Below are 18,508 nucleotides of genomic sequence, written 5' to 3'. Positions count from 1 at the left end.
GGCCTGTGCCGTTATATCACTGCTCATCGCCGTGTTTTGAATGAATGTTAGATGTAATTATATCTGGACGAAATTCATGAAACCCGATTTTTCCGCTTTAGCCTGAATCAGCCACAGGTGGTGCGTGCGCAATTTTATGCGGGACTGATGCGGGAAGGCAATTTTAACCCACCGAACCGGCGCGAACGAAATAATTCATCACGCATAGCAAGGCCCGAAGCTCGCTCCAATGCGCAGCCCGTTGCGCGGTGATTGGCGTTGCAGCACCTTCTAATGCTGGGGTGACCGGGCTAAATGCGTCTTGCCGCTGCAACTACACATGCGCTGCTCGCCCGGAACAATCCGGATGTCGAGGATAAGTCTCAGTATTCGCTCTCCCAATGCATTGTCGTGTAAAACGGTAGGCGAAACATTCGATGTTAGTACTGCAGGACCGCCTCAAGCCCGGCGCAAGAGAACGAGATGATGTGTTCTATTGCGCCGCGATTTGCGGTCAATGGAAATTCGCAAGTTCCGGGTCGGTGACTTTCTGTTCCGGGAGCGCGGTAATTTGCGGAAGCTGCGACAAGCGCGGGACACCAATTTTCGTCTGCACCTTTCCATTTTTATCTTTCCAGACGAGCAAGGGAGTCCCGGGGGCGCCGAACTCTTGCATGAGCCGGATATTTGCCTGTAGTTGCGCGGTCAGCCGAACCGGCGGCTTATCCATTGGCTTGATGCCGCCGTCGTAGTGTGCACTGTCATAGTTGCTTTCGTTTTCGCGCATCGCGGTTTTTCTGTCGCGCGCCTCCATGATGGCTGCCGCGCGTCCTACAGAGCTCGGTTTCTGGTAAGCGACCGGTACCCAACGTACTTGCAGCCCGACATTTTCATACGGCTGCAGCGCTTTCCATGTTAGATGGCAGTAGTAGCAATTGGGATCAAAAAATACATACAACTCGCTCCTTGCATCTTTGGCGCCCTCGGAAATGACGTCCACTTTTTCCAGCTGGAGAAACAGCGCGAGCTTATCCGGGATCGGGCGCGATTGCGGCCCGGGCTGGTCCTCGCTATATGCCGCAAGCGGCGCAAGCACGGTTGTGAGGAGCACCGCCTGGATAAGCGCCTTCATTTAAGCCAGTGCTTTCTTGAACATAGCTCGTCAGGCCAGGCAATCCATGTTTCAGCAACGCTCGAACTAGTGCGGAAGTCCTTTAGCATTTTCGGTCTGGGCTTTATCCAGTCCCCTGACGTTGCGAAATTCGGCGCCAGCAAAATCCGCGCCGGTTAAATTCGCGCCCGTAAAGTCAGTGTCAAAAATTTTTGCCTCGCGCAAACTAGCATTGCTCAGGTTGGCAGATGAGAAATCGGCACCACTGAGATTCGCATCGAAAAGGTTTGCTCCCGAAAGGTTGACGCCGGCGAGGGACGAAAAGCTGAAATCGGCCTTTGAAAAATTCGCCCCGGAGAGATTCGCTCCTTGAAGATTTGCGCTCACAATTGAGGCCCGCATGAGCCCCATGGACTGGTTCTTCATATCCGCCCCGCCATCCATTTTGCTCAGATTGGCGCCTTGCAGATTGGCCCCGGTCAAATCTCCGATAAATCGCGCTCCTGATAAATTTGCTCCCGACAAATTAGAACCTTTTAACTGCATTGAAAACATATTTGCATCTCGCAGATCGGCATGCGATAAATTTGCCCCTTCTGCGAAGCTTACTGTTAAATTGCAGTGCGATAAATTTGCGTTGCTCAGATTTGCGGAATTCATAAGCGAGGCCGTGAGATTTGCCCCTTTGAAATCGACTCCCGAAAGATCGAGCCCGGTCAGATCTTTCGAGTACAGATTCGCCGGCGCAGATTCGGATGAGCGCGACAGAATTCCCAGTAGCTGCTCACGGGTAAGCTTCTCATAGCTCGCGGCCGCTGCCATATTCGTTCCGGTCTCCATCCCGCCAGCTGCATACGCCGTAACCAGCGGCGCCAAGAGCAGGCTGATGGCAATGAATTGCAATCCGGAATATCGAATTTTCGATTGCAAGAACGCAATCAGACGGCGCATATCTTGTCCTTTGTGTGAGCGTGACGTAAGCCAATCATACGCTCAATGTATATTAGGTCGCCACGACTTTCAACGGTTCAATCCCGAAGCGTCAAGCTTCGGCGCCAATTGCATTCGTTGCTCCGAATGCCGGGTTGCCGTCGCCGAGCCTCAGTAAAATCAATTGGGTACCGACAGGCGCAACGGCGAGATGATAGAGAAGTGGAGTCAAAAATCGCTGATGTTTGAATGTGGTTTCACTACACCAGAACGCTGATCACTGAGCAACGCCAGTGCAACCCGAATCACGGATGACGAGGCGCAAAACTTTTCCGAAGACTCCAGGCCATGGACGCGCCGAACAAGGCTTTCGAGATGAGCGTAATCCCGTAAGGCATCACCTTGACGAAGGAGGGATTGACAACCGGAAGGACAATCAAGAAATTTACTGCCCAGACTAGTATTAGTGTTGTCACCGTAATGAATAGGCTCGCGCCGCCTCTAAGGGATATCGCGAAAGGAACCCAGATGAATCTGACAAAAACGACAGCAAGTGCGACGGAAAGCGCCAAATGGATCGCTATGCCTATCACGGGTGCCGCGGGCAATGCTGCCGCTGATCGAAACACGGTCCCGGCAACATCCCGGGCGACCTCGACGCTGCTACCCGATGTAAGTGACGTATAAAGTACTGTCCAGAGCATTTCGGCGAACCCGCCGACCAGTCCGGCTAGCATTGCGTAGCTAAGCATCCGTCCTGTTTGCATCGGCTCGTTCTTTTTCATGGGAAACCTCCTTGTCAAAGTAATTTGACGGCAAACCATTTTAACACCGTTTTGACATATAAATACCTGAGGCTTTGCCGAATAACTATTGCGCCGCAGACGTAGCTCAAGCCGTTAATCGACGTCACGCCATGTGCGCGTTGAGGGTCATTGCTCGCTCAATAGGATAGCCGGATCAAGACAGGTCAAAAGTAATATACAGACAAACCGGCAGCGTTTTGCAGACGATTACCGTTGCCGTCCCGAAACGGCGAGTGGTTCAATCGCGACGCGCTTTCGCAGATCTTGGGCCGGAGTCGGGAATAGCGTCCAGTTGTGACAGCCAGGCCTGTGCCTGGGCGTCGCTTGGAGCACGATAATCTCCGCGCGGAGACAACGATCCGCCGGACCCTACTTTCGGCGAATTGGCGATGGCGCTGCGTTTGTACTGGCTTGTTTCAAAAAACCGGCGCAAAAAAACCTCGAGCCAGCGTTTGATTTCCGAAATTTCGTATTCGTGCCGCGACGCCAGGCTGACCTCAGGCCAGTCTCCCCGCGTGCGGTCGTGCCAGGCGCAATAGGCCATAAACGCGACCTTTGGTGGAGCAAGGCCGTAGCGCAGGACATAGTAAAGGTTGAAATCCTGCAGTTCGTAAGGCCCCACTATATCCTCGCTCTTCTGGCCCGGTTGCAGACCGCTGTCACCCGGCAAGAGTTCGGGGCTGATCGCGGTGCTAAGAACTTGCTCGAGCACGGGGCCGGCTGTAGCCCCGATCTGGCCGGTGCGCGCGATGTGCCGGATTAGAAACTGAATGAGCGTCTTGGGTACACTGGCATTAACGTGATAATGCGCCATTTGGTCTCCCACGCCGTAGGTGCACCAGCCCAAAGCCAATTCGGACAAGTCGCTGGTGCCAACTACGGGCGCTTGGTGCAGGTTGGCCAGGCGGAACAGATGACTGCTGCGCTCGCCGGCCTGAACGTTCTCAAACGTGGTGTCATAGACCGGTTTGCCCGCCGCAAACGGGTGCCCAATGTCGCGCAGCATTTGCATGCAGCTTGGGCGGATATCAATTTCAGTCGCGACGCATCCGATCGCGGCCATAAGCTCCCGCGCCTGCGCCAGAGTCCGTTCGCTTGTCGCGAACCCCGGCATCGTGTATGCGAGAATCCTGCTTCGCGGCAGATGCATCATATCCATGGCGCGAGCACATACAATCAGGGCGTGGGTGGAATCAAGGCCTCCGGAAACGCCGATCACCACACGCTCTGCACTGATTGAACGCAGGCGCTTGACGAGTCCTTGCACCTGAATTTCGTACACTTCCTGACACCGCAAATCCCGTGTCGCGGGATCGCTAGGCACATAAGGAAAACGCGCGATATTGCGTTCGAGGAAAAGTTCTTGCTCATCGGGAAGATCTAACGAAAAAGAAACCAGGCGGAAATCTGAAATCGCGGCGCGGTGCGTATCGACGGACTGTGTGAAACTCGTCTGCCGCATGCGGTCCTGGGCAATGCGGTCGAGGTCGATATCGCTCATGGCAAGCTGCGACTGGTAGGCAAAGCGGCGCGTCTCGGTCAGACGTGAACCATTCTCATAGATCATCCCGTGACCGTCCCAAGCAAGATCGGTGGTTGACTCACCGAACCCGGCCGCACAATAAAGGTAAGCAGCGACGCAGCGACCGGATTGATTGGCCACAAGCTGAGTGCGATATTCGTCCTTGCCGATGGTGATGTTGGAAGCTGATAGATTGGCGAGTACGGTAGCGCCGGCGAGGGCGGCAAACGATGACGGCGGTATCGGCGTCCAGAGATCCTCGCAGATTTCGACAAACAGAGTAAATAAAGGCTGTTGCGGCGGCCTAAAAAGGAGCCGCGTGCCGAATGGCACGCCGCTTTGCCCGCAGATGTCTATCCCGCCGGCGGTCGCGCTAGCCCCTGGAGCAAAATGTCGGAGCTCATAAAACTCCCTGTAGTTGGGGAGGTAAGATTTTGGAGCGACCCCTAAAATCCGGCCCTTATAGGTCACCGCCGCGCAGTTAAAAAGTGCACCTTGAACGCGCAGCGGTAAGCCAAGCACTGCTATAACTGGCAAATTGCGCGAAGATTCTAATACCCGGGCGAGCGCTTTTTCTCCGGCTTCAAGCAGCGCTTGTTGATGGAACAAATCGTCGCATGAATATGCGGTTAGCCCGAGCTCCGGAAACAGGGCGAGACATACTTTTTTCTCCGATGCCTGGGTGAGGAGCTCGATTGTCTGAGCCGCATTAAAAGCCGGATCCGCCACGCGCACTTCTGGAACGCACACCGCCGCACGTAGAAAGTTGTGGCGATATAGATTGAAGAATGTCACTCGCCCCCCTTTTTATTAATAACGAACTTTGTTTCCAGAACCCATGATATCCCTTCCGGGGTAAAGCAGTTCGCTAAAAGCGCATTTTAGCCCAGCGTGCAGGAATATGAGTCTGGCCAGAGGAAGTTATTAGGGGTGGCTAATCTCCTGATTTAAACAAATCTAAGCGAAACTATCGGTACGAGGTTCAATTGACGCTTTTCTTATGATGCGGATGATTTGTCGTATTTGGATCGTACGTATACCACCAAATCTCCGCTGGGTGAGGATAGATCACCGTTCTTTCAGTATAGGCCAACCGATTCCAGTTCTTGTAAACAATCACAGCGGGATGATTGCCCAAGGGGTGCTTGTCTGCGTAAGCAACGTGAGTGAGCAACAGCGCCACAGCTACAACAGTTGCCCCGACTATTGCTGTAAACATGGGTTTTAGACGTATAGCCATATTACCCTCCATTAGATTGTGAACGATGGTGTGTCAGTAAACATCAATACCGCGAAACGAATGCTGAACATGGCCATTAATGCATCGCTATCGCGGCGACGATGAGAAATACCCCGACCAATAACTGCACCCCGATCATGATTGCCACGGCAAGCGGCAGATCTTCCGTCTGCTGTGGCTCGAAGCGCTTTTCGAATCGGTCATTAATTTTCCAGCCATGTTCGTAAAGGTTCATGAATTCCCTCCGTCGATTTCGAGGATTACTGCGCAGGTATATTGCATTGCACAACCAAGAATACGGTCAGCTTGACAGAATATCAAATAGTAAATTTAAATACTTATATTCGTGTCTGCTTATACCATCGTAATGTGTCGCTGCGCAGCAACAATTTGCGTTAAAATAGTCACGCCGGTCGAGGGAGGCGAAAGGAGCACGTAATGGAGCTATACCAATTGCGCAGCTTTGTCGCCATCGCTGAAGTCGGGCAACTGACCCGGGCGGCGGAAAAGCTGCACCTCAGTCAACCCGCACTCAGCTCGCAACTCAAGGCGCTGGAGGACGAGCTCGAACTCACACTGTTTGATCGCACCTCAACTGGTATGGCGCTCACTGCCGTGGGAAAGCAGATTTTGGGAGAGGCGGAGAAAATTCTGGCCGCCGCTCACGCCCTGCAAAAAGGAGCGCGGGTGCTCAAGGGCGCGGTGGCGGGCAAAGTGAGCATTGGCACGTTGAGTGATCCGGAATTTATTCGCTTAGGCGAGTTCATGAGTTCGGCGGTGGCCCGTTACCCGCTGCTCGAGCTAGAGCTTCATCAGCATGTTACCGGCGCGGCCTTGGAGCACGTGCGTGACGGAACTCTTGATGCAAGCTTTTACTACGGCGAGGTCACGCATCCAACTATTGCCTGTTTACCATTGCGGGAAATCACGTATCGAATCGCTGCTCCGGCTGAATGGCGTGAACGCGTCAAGGATGCCGGCTGGAAGGAAATTGCCGAGCAGCCGTGGATTATCCCGCCCGCGATAAGCACGCACCATCAGTTGGTTTATGCGCTTCTGCGCAAGCACGGAGTCGAGCCGACTCGGATTGTCGAGGCCGATCAGGAGGATGTTATCAGCTCGCTTGTGATATCCGGCGTCGGCCTTGCGCTGATTCGCGAGGACCTCGCGTTGGATAAAACGGCTGGCGGCGAGATGTGTCTCTGGAAAGATGCACGGATGCCCACGACGCTTTGGTTCATTCATCTCCAAGACCGCAACGACGATCCGGTAATCCGCGCGCTCCTCGACCTGCTCAAAGAGACTTGGAACCTGCAGGCTTGAGGAATCAGGCTATATTGGCTCAAGCCGCGGGTTTATTAGCGGTTGATTCCAAATGAACTCGCTTTTCTTGTGAACTCACGCGTCAATGAGTAGCCAAAAAAAAGCTCCGGTAATAACCAGTGTCGCCAGCGTCACCGGAATCCCTGTCTGTGCGTGACGAGACCAACTGATGTGTATATCTTTCCGTACGGCGGCATCGAGCACGATAATGTTGGCGATGCTTCCAAAGACAAGCAAATTACCGGACAACGTACTAACAAGCGCAAGCAGCGGACCGGCATCGGGATGCTGAGCTACCGGCAGCAACAGCATGACTGCGGGGACATTGGAGACAACATTGGAAAGAACAAAAGCCGCCGCAAACAACCCCCCGGGCTGATCCAAGTGCACGCCCGAAGCAGCAAGATCAGCAATTACACTCGGTAACAGCCTGGTTTGCTCTAGCGCATGAATCACCACAAACAAACCTATGAACAGGATCAGGAGTTGCCAGTCAACTAAGCCAAGCATCTTCCTGGAATGAAGCTTGCGGCTCATAAGCAATATTCCTGCACCTGCGAGCGCTACGTGTTCTCTGGGCCATGGCGTAAATAGAAATGCAATCAGCAGTGCGCCAGCCACAAAAAGCCCCTTGGTCGTTTGCCACCGATCCAGCGGTACTTGCTCCACGCGTTGCTCGCTTGCGACAGGCGCGAGAACCGCCCTGTCACTCAAGACCCAGCGTCCGTGCGTCTGCCACGCAATAAACGCCCAGGATACTGCAAGACCAAGCAGCACCGGCGGGATGGCCTGGGCGGAATAACCGGCAAAAGATAGTCCTAGAGTTTGGCCAATCAGGATATTCTGCGGATTGCCGATCAACGTTGCTGCCGAGCCAATGTTTGCTGAGCAAGCGAGCCCCAACAGGAAGGGTACAGGATCAAGTTGGCGTTTGCGGCAGGCGTCAATCAACACCGGGCTGATCGCAAGGCAGGTGATATCGTTGCTGAACACCGCTGACAATCCGGCAATTACAAACATCACTGCGCCAAGCAGCCATGCTGGCTTAAGCGGCAATGCTGCCAGCCGAAGCGTCACCCAGTCGTAGAAGCCGCCGAGACGCATCTGCGCCGAAATGACCATGAAAGCAAATAGCAGGATTAAAGTCGGCAGATGAATCGCTCCGGCCGCCTCGTCCAAATTAAGCGCATTGAAACTAACCAGGGCAATAGCGCCGAGTAAGGCGACGCCTGCCCGGTCGAGTTGCAGAAACGGCAATCCGCCGAGAATCATGCCCAAGTACACAACGGTGAAAACAATTACGATGGTAGCTGTCATGATCGTCGCGCCGGAGAAAGACCGCAGTTCTTTGATTTTCTGAAAATCGTCTGCGCGATATCTTACAACCAATACGCAGGCGATGGCAGTTGAGCGCAGCGACGTGTTGACCGATTTATTGCAGCCATGACACGGTTGCTTTGCCTAACGCGAGTAACCCAAAAGCCAGAATCATTGCGCCGGATATCCGGTTTATCCACGCCATCCAGGTGCGGCTTAAACGCGTACGGAGCAAACCGACCGAACTACTCAAAATGATCCACCATAAGGCCGAGCCCAAAAACACTCCGAGTACCATTGCGCTCGCTGCCGAGTAGCTTGCGTATGCGCCCAGGCCGAATGCTGCGAAAATTGCGATAAACGACAATATTGTTGTGGGATTTGAGAGTGTAAGCAGGAAAGTCGACGCATAGGCCGCGAGGCGCGACGCGCCCGATATGGATGCTGGGTCGTTTGCAGGTAAGCGGCGGAAAGTCGCTATTCCCAGGTAGCAGAGGAACACTCCACCTATCATTGAAAGCCAGAGCTTTTTGTCGAGCAGAAAGATAGATACCGCCGTAACACCAAAAGCAGCGATGAAACCATACGCGGCATCGGCAGTTGCGGCTCCAAGCCCGGTTAATAGCCCCATAAAAGGTCCGTTCGTGAGCGATCGGCGAACGCAAAGCACACCGATTGGACCAAGCGGTGCGGCAATTGAAAAACCGACAATGATTCCTTTCAAAAGTGGATCCACGCGGGTGTCCTCCGCAACACCAGAGTCTTACTGAACCGCCGACTTGCTATATAGCACGGCCGCACCGTATCAAAAAGAGTAACGTTGCCACAAATACGTCACTAAAGGTCGTTATATCTAAACACAGTGCGTAATCGAACCGCCAGAGTGATGCCCCAACGAAAGTTTGCATTAGGCCCCGTTGGAATTCCTTACTTGGTGTCCTTATGCAGTCAACCAATCGCACTTCCGCATCGTTTTGCAAAAAGTGGGAACAAGGGGCGTATAGTCACAATGACGATCGCGCTCTCCGTGGATAGGGCCGACTAACGGACTTTCAGAACGGGCTATGCGCGATCCGCTCTAAAGCATGAGGATGAGAACAGCGGTTAAACTGAGGATTTATTGCCTCTCGATTGCGCTTTTCTGGACATCGATGGCGCCCGCGCAAACTTCCCCGCCGGAGGGCAGCGCTGCGCCTCCAATGCCGGAAGCAGTCCAGCCCGTGTTCTCGCAACAGGATCTTGATCAAATGCTGGCACCGATCGCGCTTTATCCGGATGCGCTGCTCTCGCAGATTTTGATGGCGGCGACGTATCCGCTGGAAATCGTAGAGGCCGCGCGCTGGTCTAGGGCAAATCCCAATCTTAAGGGCGAGCAGGCTGTGAATGCAGTAGCACAGAATGATTGGGATCCGAGTGTCAAATCACTTGTCGCGTTTCCGCAGATCATCCAGATGATGGACGAGAAACTCAATTGGATGGAAAGGCTGGGCGATGCTTTCCTGTCCCAAGAGGCGCAGGTGATGGACACGATACAGAAATTGCGGCGGCGCGCATATGACGCAGGCAATCTGGAATCCTCGGATGAAATCGACGTGGAGCCTGAGGGGCAGGACATCGCGATTGAGCCCGCGAATCCTTACGCTGTTTATGTGCCATATTACGATCCAACTTTAATATACGGGCCGTGGTGGTGGCCTGCATATCCGCCGGTCTATTGGGGGCCGTGGCCAGGATATTATGTCGGCCCGGTAATTACCGTCGGTTTCTTCTATGGCTTACCGGTTCGGGTCCCGCCGCATTTCTTTTTCGGCGCCTGCAACTGGCACGCCCGCAGTATCAATGTCACGCGAGTGAACAACTCCTACTTTAATTACAACACCTATGTTAGCAGGCAAATGAGCATCTATCGCGTTGTCAATTCTACGAACGCGGGTGTCGCGTGGAAACACGATCCGATCCACCGCCGCGGCGTTCCTTACAGGAGTATCGCGTTGCGCCAAGAATTCGGCCACACGAGCCAGGCACCTGATACGCGCCGAGAATTCCGCGGCTATGCGTCGCCCTCACAGGGGTCCCCAGGGCATATTGTGCAGCAAAACCCGCGCGGAGGCGGTGCAATATCGCCCAACCAGTCACTGGAACAACATGGCAATACCAGATCCATTGTCGGCAGCACTGCTCCCAGGCAGGCAACCACGGTGCCCGGACGCTCGAACGCGCCGCTGCCCTCTACCAGCCGCATGGAAACGCATCGCATTCCTGCGCATCGCGGTGCGCCAATCACGCAGCGGCCCAACGCATTTCAGGACATTGGCGATGGGGCGCGGGTGCGCAATTACAGCGCCCGCGGTCGTGAGAGCTTTCAGCCCGCGGCCCCGAGGCCCAGTATTCCGGGGGCACCTTCGCCAGGTCATGTTCCGGCGGGGCATCCGCAAGGCAACGTAGTTGCGCCGCATCCGGCCGGCAGCCCGGGCGGTGGCGGAACAATCCGTCGCTAGAAAAATCCGACTATTCGAGACCTTTCATATAAACCGCGTTGAGGCGATTATGAGAATCTGGAATAAAAAAAATTGGTGGGCGCTCGGTCTTTGGTTGTGGTGTGGATTGATTTGTGGTTTGACGCTTCTCAAGCTGGCACCCGTTGCAATAGCCGCTGGAGTACCGCAGAAAAACTTTGCCTCTCCCGAAGAAGCGGTGTCCGCCTTGGTCAGCGCAGTCGAAGCAAACGATCAGCGCTCACTACGCGAAGTGTTGGGTCCCCATAGCGGCAAACTCATTAGTTCAGGCGATCCTGTCCAGGACCAGCAAAATCGAGAAAAGTTTGTCACCGCCTATGAGACCGCCAACAGAATCGAGCTTCACGGCGAGGCTAACGCGGTGCTCGTAGTGGGCAAAGACGAGTGGCCGATGCCTATCCCGCTGGTGAAATCCAATGGCGCCTGGCACTTCGACGCCAAACAGGGCGAACGGGAAATTCTGAACCGCCGCATTGGGCGCAATGAACTGGCGGCAGTACAGGTCTGCCTTGCGATCGTTGATGCCGAACGCGATTACTCGGCGCAAGACCCGGAAGGCGCGGGCGTTCCGAAGTATGCGGGTAGGCTGGTAAGCACGCCGGGCAAGCGCGACGGGCTTTATTGGGAAACAGCGGGCGACGAACAGAAAAGCCCGCTCGGGCCGCTGCTTGCGGCGGCCGCGAATGAGGGCTACGGACGCACCTCGTTCGCGGCCCATGCACCCTACCACGGCTACTATTACAAGATACTCACCAGACAGGGACAGGACGCGCCGGGTGGAGCACGTGATTATCTCGTCGACGGCGAAATGCTGGCTGGTTTTGGCCTGCTGGCTTACCCGGCGCGTTATCGCGCGTCCGGCATTATGAGTTTCATCGTCAATCAGGACGGTGTGGTTTACGAGAAAGACCTGGGCAAGAACACTGCGTCAATTGCCGGCAAAATGACCGCGTTCAATCCCGACTCGAGCTGGAAAAAGCAGAATTAAAACTTGAGACCGAGAAGAAACGCTCGGAGTGACTAAATGTCAAAGCTTCGATACATCTCTTCAAGCCATTGAATTTTGAAGATCGGGCTCGAACTGTAATGCTGTGTTACAAATAATTTTGTCCGCATCCATCATATGGGTGTAGATTAATTGCCTGCGCTTTTTAAAACGATATGGCCAGATTACTAAATTTAGGTTTTGTGTTGCTAGCGGCGCTTGTCGCGGCGCCAGCATCGTCCCAGATCTACAAGTGGGTCGATGAAAACGGTGTCGTCAACTATACCAACCAGGCTCCCGCCAACGGCAAAGCAAAGGAATTAGATCTGAATTCCACACGATTGTCGGTCATTGAGACCGGCACGCCGCAGGAGCTCGAGATGTTAAAGGTAAAATCCGAAGTCGGCTATCTGCGACAAAAGGTGGACCAACTGGAAAGCCAAGTTGAATCCGAGCGCTACGTCGGCGAGTATGCAGCGGAGCCCGCGGCAACTCCGGTCGAGAGTGAGTACCTTTATCCAGGCTATTATTACGCGCCGGGGTATTTCATTCGGCATTATCCGCGACGGCCGCGCGTCCGGCCCACGCGATTTATAAATACGCCGAGGGTGCCAGGGCATTCATTCCACACGACGCAACCAGCGTGGCTTCAGAACCAAGTCGTCCCCATGATGAATCGCTGATTGCTGCAGCTTGTGACGAGTTTAATTTGACAGGTCTATGGCCTTGAAGGCCAACAAACTGGTCGTTCCGGTTTTGCTGCCCTCAAAGAGATTTGTTCCAGGTAAAGGTGATTGAGTTCCCAGGTTTGCCAAATCTGATGAAACCGGTATCATGCGAAAAGTCCAGATACACCTCCGAATTCCAGAAAAATCCACTATCCAACCCGACGGTCGCCGCTTGACCACGGTCGGCCGCAAAGACAACCTGACCGGTGTTCGAGACCTCAGCCTGATGTGCCCAAATGAACGAGCCGCGCAAATGCAGATACATGAAAAACGTAAGCTCACGCCGGTATTCCACTGCTGTTAAGGCATAGTCCGACACATATATGTCGTTGAACATGGTGCCGGGGTAGTCAGGGCGGTACAGGTCGTCGGATTCAGAGGGAAGCGGTCCGCCGCCGATCGTAAAGGCATTAAATCGGTCGGTGCTATGCTTATCCATCCCGCCGCCGTGAAAGCTGGCGAGAACCCGGTTTTTCTCAGAAAGTCCCGGAATGCCGGTAACACCCACGATATACGCGGAACCCATGGCATACCGCTGGGCTTGATCCTGGGTCCTCTCTCCAACACCGGGAATTCCAGAATCGGACCAATGATTGCGGTCTGTATAATCTATGTCCAATCCGCCTGCGAATCCGGTATGCGGTAGTTCCAAAAGATTGCGGCGCATCCCGTCATAGCGCGCCCGAAATTTTGCGCCGAAGAGCATCGTGTCGGGTGGCAGTTTATAGTCTGGCGACGTGTCCCCCGTCCTGCGGTCGTAAAAATAACCTACACGCCCCAAGAGCTGAAGCCTCAGGTTATTGTCGACTTGAAAAGGAGCCACATTGTACCGAAGCCCTGGGCCGATCGAAGCGAGGATCGTTCCATATTTCAGCGACGTCGCATTTATTTCCTGATTGTTCAAGGTTAACTTTTGGGCTACCGGGATCGTATTATTCTCAAAGAGGGTCACCAGTTCGAGGTTATGGGCTGGGTCCAAATTCCTGTCGTATTCCAGGCTATTAACAAAGACGCTTATAACGTCGCGAGTGCGCCAATCCTCCTCGTCCCGCAGGATGTACCCCGCGCCGATGGGCTGAAAGGCCGTGCTCCCCTGTCTCGGAGTATAGTAACTGCCACCGACAGTCAAGGAGGTGACATCACCTCGGTTCCTGGCGGGAATATTGACCGGTTCCCCCATGAAGATGGTGTGATAAGGTTCTCCGGCAAGTGGCGTGTGATAGGCCAGGCTGTCTCCAAAGATATCGTCGCCTGCTTGGGAAGAACCGGTTGCGGCAACAGATAAGGATGGCTGCTGGCCGTCGGCTGCAGCTTTTCCAACTAATCCGAGAAAAATCAAGGGGTACATTACTGAAACGAGCACTATGGAACTATTTATTTTTGCCATTCTGAACTCCCAGTTTACCGAAGATAGAACGAGCTGTAGTCCACAAATCATAATACAACGAAGTTAAATTTTGCAGTCCATTTTTAACTGCATGCGCCGTACCGCGTTCGCAGCGGATAGCAACGATTAAACGGTTTATTTCGGCGCTAATTGTCTGCGCGTGAGCGCTATGTCGAGCGCCCGGACAAGGTGTAACGCTTCGCGACCGAGGCCATCTTGAATTTGATAGCGGCAGCTTATGCCGTCCGCTATCAGCAGGGTATTGGAGTCACTGCTGCGAATGCGGGGAAAAAGCGACAATTCCGCCATTTGCAGCGAGGCTTCGATGTGTTCTGCTTCGTAGCCGAAGCTGCCAGCCATGCCGCAGCAGCTCGATTCGATCAGTTCAGTGTCCAACTGCGGAATCCAGCCCAAGACTTGTTGTATCGGATTTATTGCGTCGAATGCTTTTTGGTGGCAATGGCCATGTAGTAACGCGCGTTTTTGTGGCAGTGGTTTAAAAACCGGCGCGATTCGTCCCGCTGCATGTTCCAGCACCATGAACTCTTCGAAAAGATAAGCTTTCTCGGAGAGTCGAATTGCATCTTCTCCATAACCGAACTGAAGAAACTCGTCACGCACGGTCAACAAACAAGATGGTTCGAGACCTACGATGGCAATCCCTCGTTTAACATACGGCAATAGTGCGTCGAGTAATCGTTTTGCCTCGACTTTGGCTTCGTCCACCAGGCCGCAAGCGAGAAAAGTCCGCCCGCAGCACAACGGCCGGCTGCCAAATTTTTTTGCACACGATAAATGTATGCGGTAACCGAGCGCTTCCAGGACGCGCTTGGCAGCGAATGCGTTTTCGGGCTCAAAATAATTGTTGAAAGTATCGACAAATAGCAGCACTTCCTTGCCTTCGACTAAGGGTCCGCTGGACGACTTCCTAGCGGCGCTAAACGGCAATTCCCAACGCGGCAGCTTCCGCGTAGCGGAAATGCCGTACAGTTTTTCTTGCATGGCAGCGAGCATATGCACGCGATTGCGTAGGTTGAGCAACCAGCGAAACCGGGACGCAACCGGAGCATAACGCGGCAAATACGCGATCAGCCTGTCGCGTGCTGTAACGCCATGCTCTCGCGCATAGGCGGCCCGAAATTCTATTTTCATTTTCGCGATATCGACCCCGGTCGGGCATTCGCGTTTGCAACCTTTGCACGAAACACAAAGGTCAAGCGATTCCTTGACGGCCTCACTTGCTAAATTGCGTTCGTCCAATTGCCCGGAGAGCGCAAGGCGCAGCGTATTGGCGCGTCCACGCGTCAGATGCTGCTCGTCCTTGGTAATCCGGTAACTCGGGCACATAGTGCCGGCATCAAACCTGCGGCAATGACCATTGTTGTTGCACATCTCAACCGCCTTAGCGAATCCGCCGGCTGGGTCTTCGCCGCTGCCTGGCGCGGTTTCTTTTTCACTGATCGGATCACGTTGCACGTTCCACGCAGACCAATTGAGCTTAGGTGTGAAGCGCTGCACCCGATAACTCGGCGGCGAACGCAATAACGACAGGTCATCCATTCGCGGCGTGCGCACGATCTTGCCCGGATTAAATAGATTCTCCGGATCGAATAGTTGCTTGATCTCTTCGAAAGCTTGGCTCAGACGAGGGCCGAACTGCCAGGCAATCCATTCGCCGCGGCACAAGCCGTCTCCATGTTCGCCCGAGTAAGCGCCCTTGTACTCGCGTACCAATGCCGCCGCTTCCTCGGCAATGGCGCGCATCTTCTGCGCCCCGTCGCGGCGCATATCGAGAATCGGCCGGACGTGAAGCGTGCCAACGCTGGCGTGGGCATACCAGGTCCCTTTGGTTTTGTGCTTGAGGAATATCTGCGTCAACCGGTCCACGTATTCAGCAAGATGCTCGAGCGGAACAGCGCAGTCTTCAATAAAGGATACCGGCTTGCCATCGCCTCTCATGCTCATCATGATGTTGAGCCCCGCCTTGCGCACTTCCCAAAGCTCTTTTTGAGCACCGGCGTCGCTCAGTTCAACTACGCTTCCAGGCAATCGAAGATCGCTCATCAACGTAGTAAGCTCTTTGAGCTTTCGCACCAAGGCTTCCTTGTCCGGGCCGGCAAACTCGACCAAAAGGATCGCTTCCGGTTCGCCGATCAGGGCACGCTCGATAACTGCGCGGAATGCAGGATTGCGCTTCGACAAGTCGATCATGGTGCGGTCCACCAATTCCACCGCGCAGGGACTCAACTTGACGATTTGCTGCGTGAGTTTCATGGCTTGGTACAGACTCGGGAAATTGACTACACCCAATGTCCTGTGCTTTGGAACTGCAGCAAGCTTAAGCCTGATGCAGCTCGAGTAGGCTAGCGTTCCTTCCGAACCAACCAGCAGGTGAGCGAGGTTCACCGAATTATCAGACGTGTAAGGACGCTCGCTTTGCGGGTGGAAAATGTCGATGTTATAGCCGCCGACGCGGCGCAGCACCTTGGGCACGTTGCGCTCGATTTCGCTTCTCTGGCGCGTCGCGATGGCTGCCAACCCTTCCGCAAGACGACGCAGACGTTCCGATCTACTGAACTCTTGCAGCAGACCGAAATGAGCTTGCGTGCCATCGGCGAGAATTGCGTCTATGCCGATGACGTTATGCGCCATGTTTCCGTATTCTATGGAACGCGTGCCGCAGGAATTGTTGCCCGCCATTCCGCCGATGGTTGCCTGCGCAGAGGTCGATACGTCAACCGGAAACCACAGTCCATGGGGCTTGAGCCAGGTATTCAAGTGATCCAGCACGACACCCGGCTCCACAGTGACCGTGCCGGCTTCCTTGTCGAAGTCAATGATCCCGTTTAACCACTTGCTGTGATCGATCACCAGGGCTTCGCCCACAGTCTGTCCGCACTGGCTGGTGCCGGCGCCGCGCGGCAAAATCGGAATTTTGAATTCGCGCGCGATTTGAAGCGCAATTCGCACGTCGAATTCATCACGCGGCACGACTACGCCGACGGGCATAATCTGGTAAATCGAGGCGTCGGTCGAATAGCGGCCGCGGGATGCGTCGTCAAACAAAACGTCGCCGCGAATTTCCTTTTGCAGCCGGGCGGCAAGGTCGGAGATCGCGCCGGACTTACGCGGGAAGCCGGCAAAATAGACGGATTGAGGAAACGGGGTATTCACCTTGTGCTTTGGGTAATAGCGTTTAATGCGAGCTGTTTCTCAATGATTGCTTCGGCTCAAACCCCAGGAGCACGGTATCACGCATTCTCGGGCGCGCCGCAGTGACACCTGATGTTGCACGTATAAATCGATTTCTTGGCCATTGCAGATATTCTTTGACAACTACAGTTAACGAAGGCAGACGTCAAATCACTGCTGGATGTTCTTGTTCTGTTCATAACTGCAAGGGTGCGTCATTGCGTGACGGCTCCAATACCAATGCATCCCTCAATCCGCCCCTTCGCCATTTACGCGTTCACATACTCCGCGACCTCTACCAAATTACCATCCGGGTCCCGAAAATAGACTGAGCGAACAGCCCCCAGCGCGCCCCTGCGCGATACCGGGCCGGCTTCAATAGGAATTTGCTCCCTCTCAAGATGTGCAATAACCTGCTCAAGCGGTATTGCGGCAATTAAACAAAAATCACCGGAGCCGAATGTCGGAACCCGCGCTTTTGTTGGCGTCTCAGTAGCCCGATCCTGGAGATTGATTTTTTGATTGCCGAACCGTAATGCATGCCGCGGTTGTCCTTCGGGGCCGTGAAAGAAATCTCTTTGCAAGCCTAGCGCCCGTTCGTAAAAATGTGCCATCACTTCAATATCGCGCACCGTGAGCACGATATGATCAACACGCTCAACTAATTCCATTTCGGCTATTTGTTTCCGTGTAAGTTATAAATGCGGCGCGGTTTCAGTGCAGCAAACCTCCCAGGGCAAATTTTAGCCTGTTAGCTGGAATTATGAGCCCAGCGCCAATGGCCAAGAGGCAGTTATATTTAGTGCGTCCCCGTCTTAGCTGGCATTGCAAGCAATTCCAAATGCAGAGGAACTTGGAGTTGGTAGGTCGTGGCGGATTCGAACCGCCGACCAACGGATTAAAAGTCCAGTACCAGGAATCACGCATATTATTGGTTCGATAAGAGTAATGTAGAAATCCATGTCAAATACTTTCGGTTGATTCCCTATCGCGAAGCCTCTTGGATAGCCACGAGGTTATAAAATATTAGACAGGGTTCGAGCACGGTTCGGTTGCCCAGCTTACGCTAAATTACGTCACTATGGGTTCGTCTAAGAAACGAAATTGCGATGCCTCTGGAAATCTGCAATTAGGGTTTTTGAAAATAAGTGCTGGGTAATTCCCTATTACGTCACTGCGTGATGAAAGTCTGGCGCCCGATGAGTATCCGACGGCGGCTATGTGGTCGTGTCGTTTGTCATCAAAAAGCATACCCGTCATATTTGCTATCGCGCTGTTCCGCTCGAGGCCTCTAAAATCTGTAATGCCGGGGATAAACGCGCATAACATACCGGGGCGAGTACCGCTGAGTTGCCGCCGTGCCGCTTCTTTTAGCACAGCCAGCAAACCAAGGAGCAAGTCGTCTGCCTGATGACACAAACAAGAAAATTCAATAGCATTGACTGCATATCCTAGCCGGTTCTGCGCTTCAA

Annotated in this window: 16 protein-coding genes; 4 read left to right on the top strand and 12 right to left on the bottom strand. The window is 53.9% G+C overall.

Annotation, left to right across the window (positions count from 1 at the left end; translation table 11 throughout):
• Positions 1–493: 493 nt before the first annotated feature.
• The 6 genes from dsbG to VLV32_03725 form a co-directional block, all read right to left on the bottom strand.
• Positions 494–1,111, bottom strand: a complete 618-nt coding sequence (gene dsbG, locus VLV32_03750) for a thiol:disulfide interchange protein DsbG (protein ID HUL41007.1) — start codon at positions 1,109–1,111, stop codon at positions 494–496.
• A gap of 66 nt (positions 1,112–1,177) precedes the next feature.
• On the bottom strand, positions 1,178–2,041 hold the full coding sequence (locus tag VLV32_03745) for a pentapeptide repeat-containing protein (GenBank protein HUL41006.1): 864 nt from the start codon (positions 2,039–2,041) through the stop codon (positions 1,178–1,180).
• A gap of 284 nt (positions 2,042–2,325) precedes the next feature.
• Positions 2,326–2,805, bottom strand: a complete 480-nt coding sequence (locus tag VLV32_03740) for a hypothetical protein (protein ID HUL41005.1) — start codon at positions 2,803–2,805, stop codon at positions 2,326–2,328.
• 259 nt (positions 2,806–3,064) lie between these two features.
• The gene (locus tag VLV32_03735) at positions 3,065–5,143 is read right to left on the bottom strand and encodes an NAD(+) synthase (GenBank protein HUL41004.1); all 2,079 of its coding nucleotides are present in this window, start codon (positions 5,141–5,143) and stop codon (positions 3,065–3,067) included.
• A gap of 187 nt (positions 5,144–5,330) precedes the next feature.
• Complete coding sequence (locus VLV32_03730; GenBank protein ID HUL41003.1) at positions 5,331–5,588, bottom strand: hypothetical protein; 258 nt, start codon at positions 5,586–5,588, stop codon at positions 5,331–5,333.
• Positions 5,589–5,664: 76 nt separating this feature from the next.
• Positions 5,665–5,823, bottom strand: coding sequence for a hypothetical protein (locus tag VLV32_03725; GenBank protein ID HUL41002.1), 159 nt, complete (start codon positions 5,821–5,823; stop codon positions 5,665–5,667).
• Positions 5,824–6,026: 203 nt separating this feature from the next.
• Here VLV32_03725 and VLV32_03720 point away from each other — a divergent pair, with 203 nt between their 5' ends.
• Positions 6,027–6,911 (top strand): LysR family transcriptional regulator, encoded by an 885-nt coding sequence (locus tag VLV32_03720; GenBank protein ID HUL41001.1) that lies wholly within the window; start codon positions 6,027–6,029, stop codon positions 6,909–6,911.
• Positions 6,912–6,986: 75 nt separating this feature from the next.
• On the opposite strand, the gene VLV32_03715 is transcribed toward VLV32_03720, so the two are convergent.
• Together VLV32_03715 and VLV32_03710 are read right to left on the bottom strand one after the other, a co-directional pair.
• Positions 6,987–8,228 (bottom strand): anion transporter, encoded by a 1,242-nt coding sequence (locus VLV32_03715; GenBank protein HUL41000.1) that lies wholly within the window; start codon positions 8,226–8,228, stop codon positions 6,987–6,989.
• 115 nt (positions 8,229–8,343) lie between these two features.
• Complete coding sequence (locus tag VLV32_03710) at positions 8,344–8,964, bottom strand: LysE family transporter (GenBank protein HUL40999.1); 621 nt, start codon at positions 8,962–8,964, stop codon at positions 8,344–8,346.
• Between the two features lie 463 nt (positions 8,965–9,427).
• On the opposite strand from VLV32_03710, the gene VLV32_03705 reads away from it, so the two are divergent.
• From VLV32_03705 to VLV32_03695, 3 genes are all read left to right on the top strand, one after another.
• Positions 9,428–10,726, top strand: coding sequence for a DUF3300 domain-containing protein (locus VLV32_03705; protein ID HUL40998.1), 1,299 nt, complete (start codon positions 9,428–9,430; stop codon positions 10,724–10,726).
• A 49-nt stretch (positions 10,727–10,775) separates the two neighbouring features.
• The gene (locus VLV32_03700) at positions 10,776–11,732 is read left to right on the top strand and encodes a DUF2950 domain-containing protein (protein HUL40997.1); all 957 of its coding nucleotides are present in this window, start codon (positions 10,776–10,778) and stop codon (positions 11,730–11,732) included.
• A 173-nt stretch (positions 11,733–11,905) separates the two neighbouring features.
• Positions 11,906–12,412, top strand: a complete 507-nt coding sequence (locus VLV32_03695) for a DUF4124 domain-containing protein (protein ID HUL40996.1) — start codon at positions 11,906–11,908, stop codon at positions 12,410–12,412.
• Positions 12,413–12,494: 82 nt separating this feature from the next.
• On the opposite strand, the gene VLV32_03690 is transcribed toward VLV32_03695, so the two are convergent.
• The 4 genes from VLV32_03690 to VLV32_03675 all read right to left on the bottom strand — a co-directional run.
• Positions 12,495–13,844, bottom strand: a complete 1,350-nt coding sequence (locus tag VLV32_03690; protein HUL40995.1) for a hypothetical protein — start codon at positions 13,842–13,844, stop codon at positions 12,495–12,497.
• Between the two features lie 135 nt (positions 13,845–13,979).
• A complete protein-coding gene (locus VLV32_03685) occupies positions 13,980–16,958 on the bottom strand; it encodes an FAD-linked oxidase C-terminal domain-containing protein (GenBank protein ID HUL40994.1) in 2,979 nt (992 codons plus the stop codon).
• A 347-nt stretch (positions 16,959–17,305) separates the two neighbouring features.
• Complete coding sequence (locus VLV32_03680) at positions 17,306–17,707, bottom strand: VOC family protein (protein ID HUL40993.1); 402 nt, start codon at positions 17,705–17,707, stop codon at positions 17,306–17,308.
• 400 nt (positions 17,708–18,107) lie between these two features.
• On the bottom strand, positions 18,108–18,508 hold a 401-nt coding region (locus VLV32_03675; protein HUL40992.1), incomplete at its 5' end, for a hypothetical protein.

Source organism: Burkholderiales bacterium (assembly GCA_035518095.1).
Classification (GTDB): Bacteria; Pseudomonadota; Gammaproteobacteria; order Burkholderiales; family JAHFRG01; genus JAHFRG01.
This window is presented reverse-complemented; position numbering and strand designations above follow the sequence as displayed.

What these genes read in the sequence shown, in the direction of transcription:
- dsbG (HUL41007.1), bottom strand. Translation starts at nt 1,111, where the DNA reads ATGAAGGCGCTTATCCAGGCGGTGCTCCTCACAACCGTGCTTGCGCCG.
- VLV32_03745 (HUL41006.1), bottom strand. Translation starts at nt 2,041, where the DNA reads ATGCGCCGTCTGATTGCGTTCTTGCAATCGAAAATTCGATATTCCGGA.
- VLV32_03740 (HUL41005.1), bottom strand. Translation starts at nt 2,805, where the DNA reads ATGAAAAAGAACGAGCCGATGCAAACAGGACGGATGCTTAGCTACGCA.
- VLV32_03730 (HUL41003.1), bottom strand. Translation starts at nt 5,588, where the DNA reads ATGGCTATACGTCTAAAACCCATGTTTACAGCAATAGTCGGGGCAACT.
- VLV32_03725 (HUL41002.1), bottom strand. Translation starts at nt 5,823, where the DNA reads ATGAACCTTTACGAACATGGCTGGAAAATTAATGACCGATTCGAAAAG.
- VLV32_03720 (HUL41001.1), top strand. Translation starts at nt 6,027, where the DNA reads ATGGAGCTATACCAATTGCGCAGCTTTGTCGCCATCGCTGAAGTCGGG.
- VLV32_03715 (HUL41000.1), bottom strand. Translation starts at nt 8,228, where the DNA reads ATGACAGCTACCATCGTAATTGTTTTCACCGTTGTGTACTTGGGCATG.
- VLV32_03705 (HUL40998.1), top strand. Translation starts at nt 9,428, where the DNA reads ATGCCGGAAGCAGTCCAGCCCGTGTTCTCGCAACAGGATCTTGATCAA.
- VLV32_03700 (HUL40997.1), top strand. Translation starts at nt 10,776, where the DNA reads ATGAGAATCTGGAATAAAAAAAATTGGTGGGCGCTCGGTCTTTGGTTG.
- VLV32_03695 (HUL40996.1), top strand. Translation starts at nt 11,906, where the DNA reads ATGGCCAGATTACTAAATTTAGGTTTTGTGTTGCTAGCGGCGCTTGTC.
- VLV32_03690 (HUL40995.1), bottom strand. Translation starts at nt 13,844, where the DNA reads ATGGCAAAAATAAATAGTTCCATAGTGCTCGTTTCAGTAATGTACCCC.
- VLV32_03680 (HUL40993.1), bottom strand. Translation starts at nt 17,707, where the DNA reads ATGGAATTAGTTGAGCGTGTTGATCATATCGTGCTCACGGTGCGCGAT.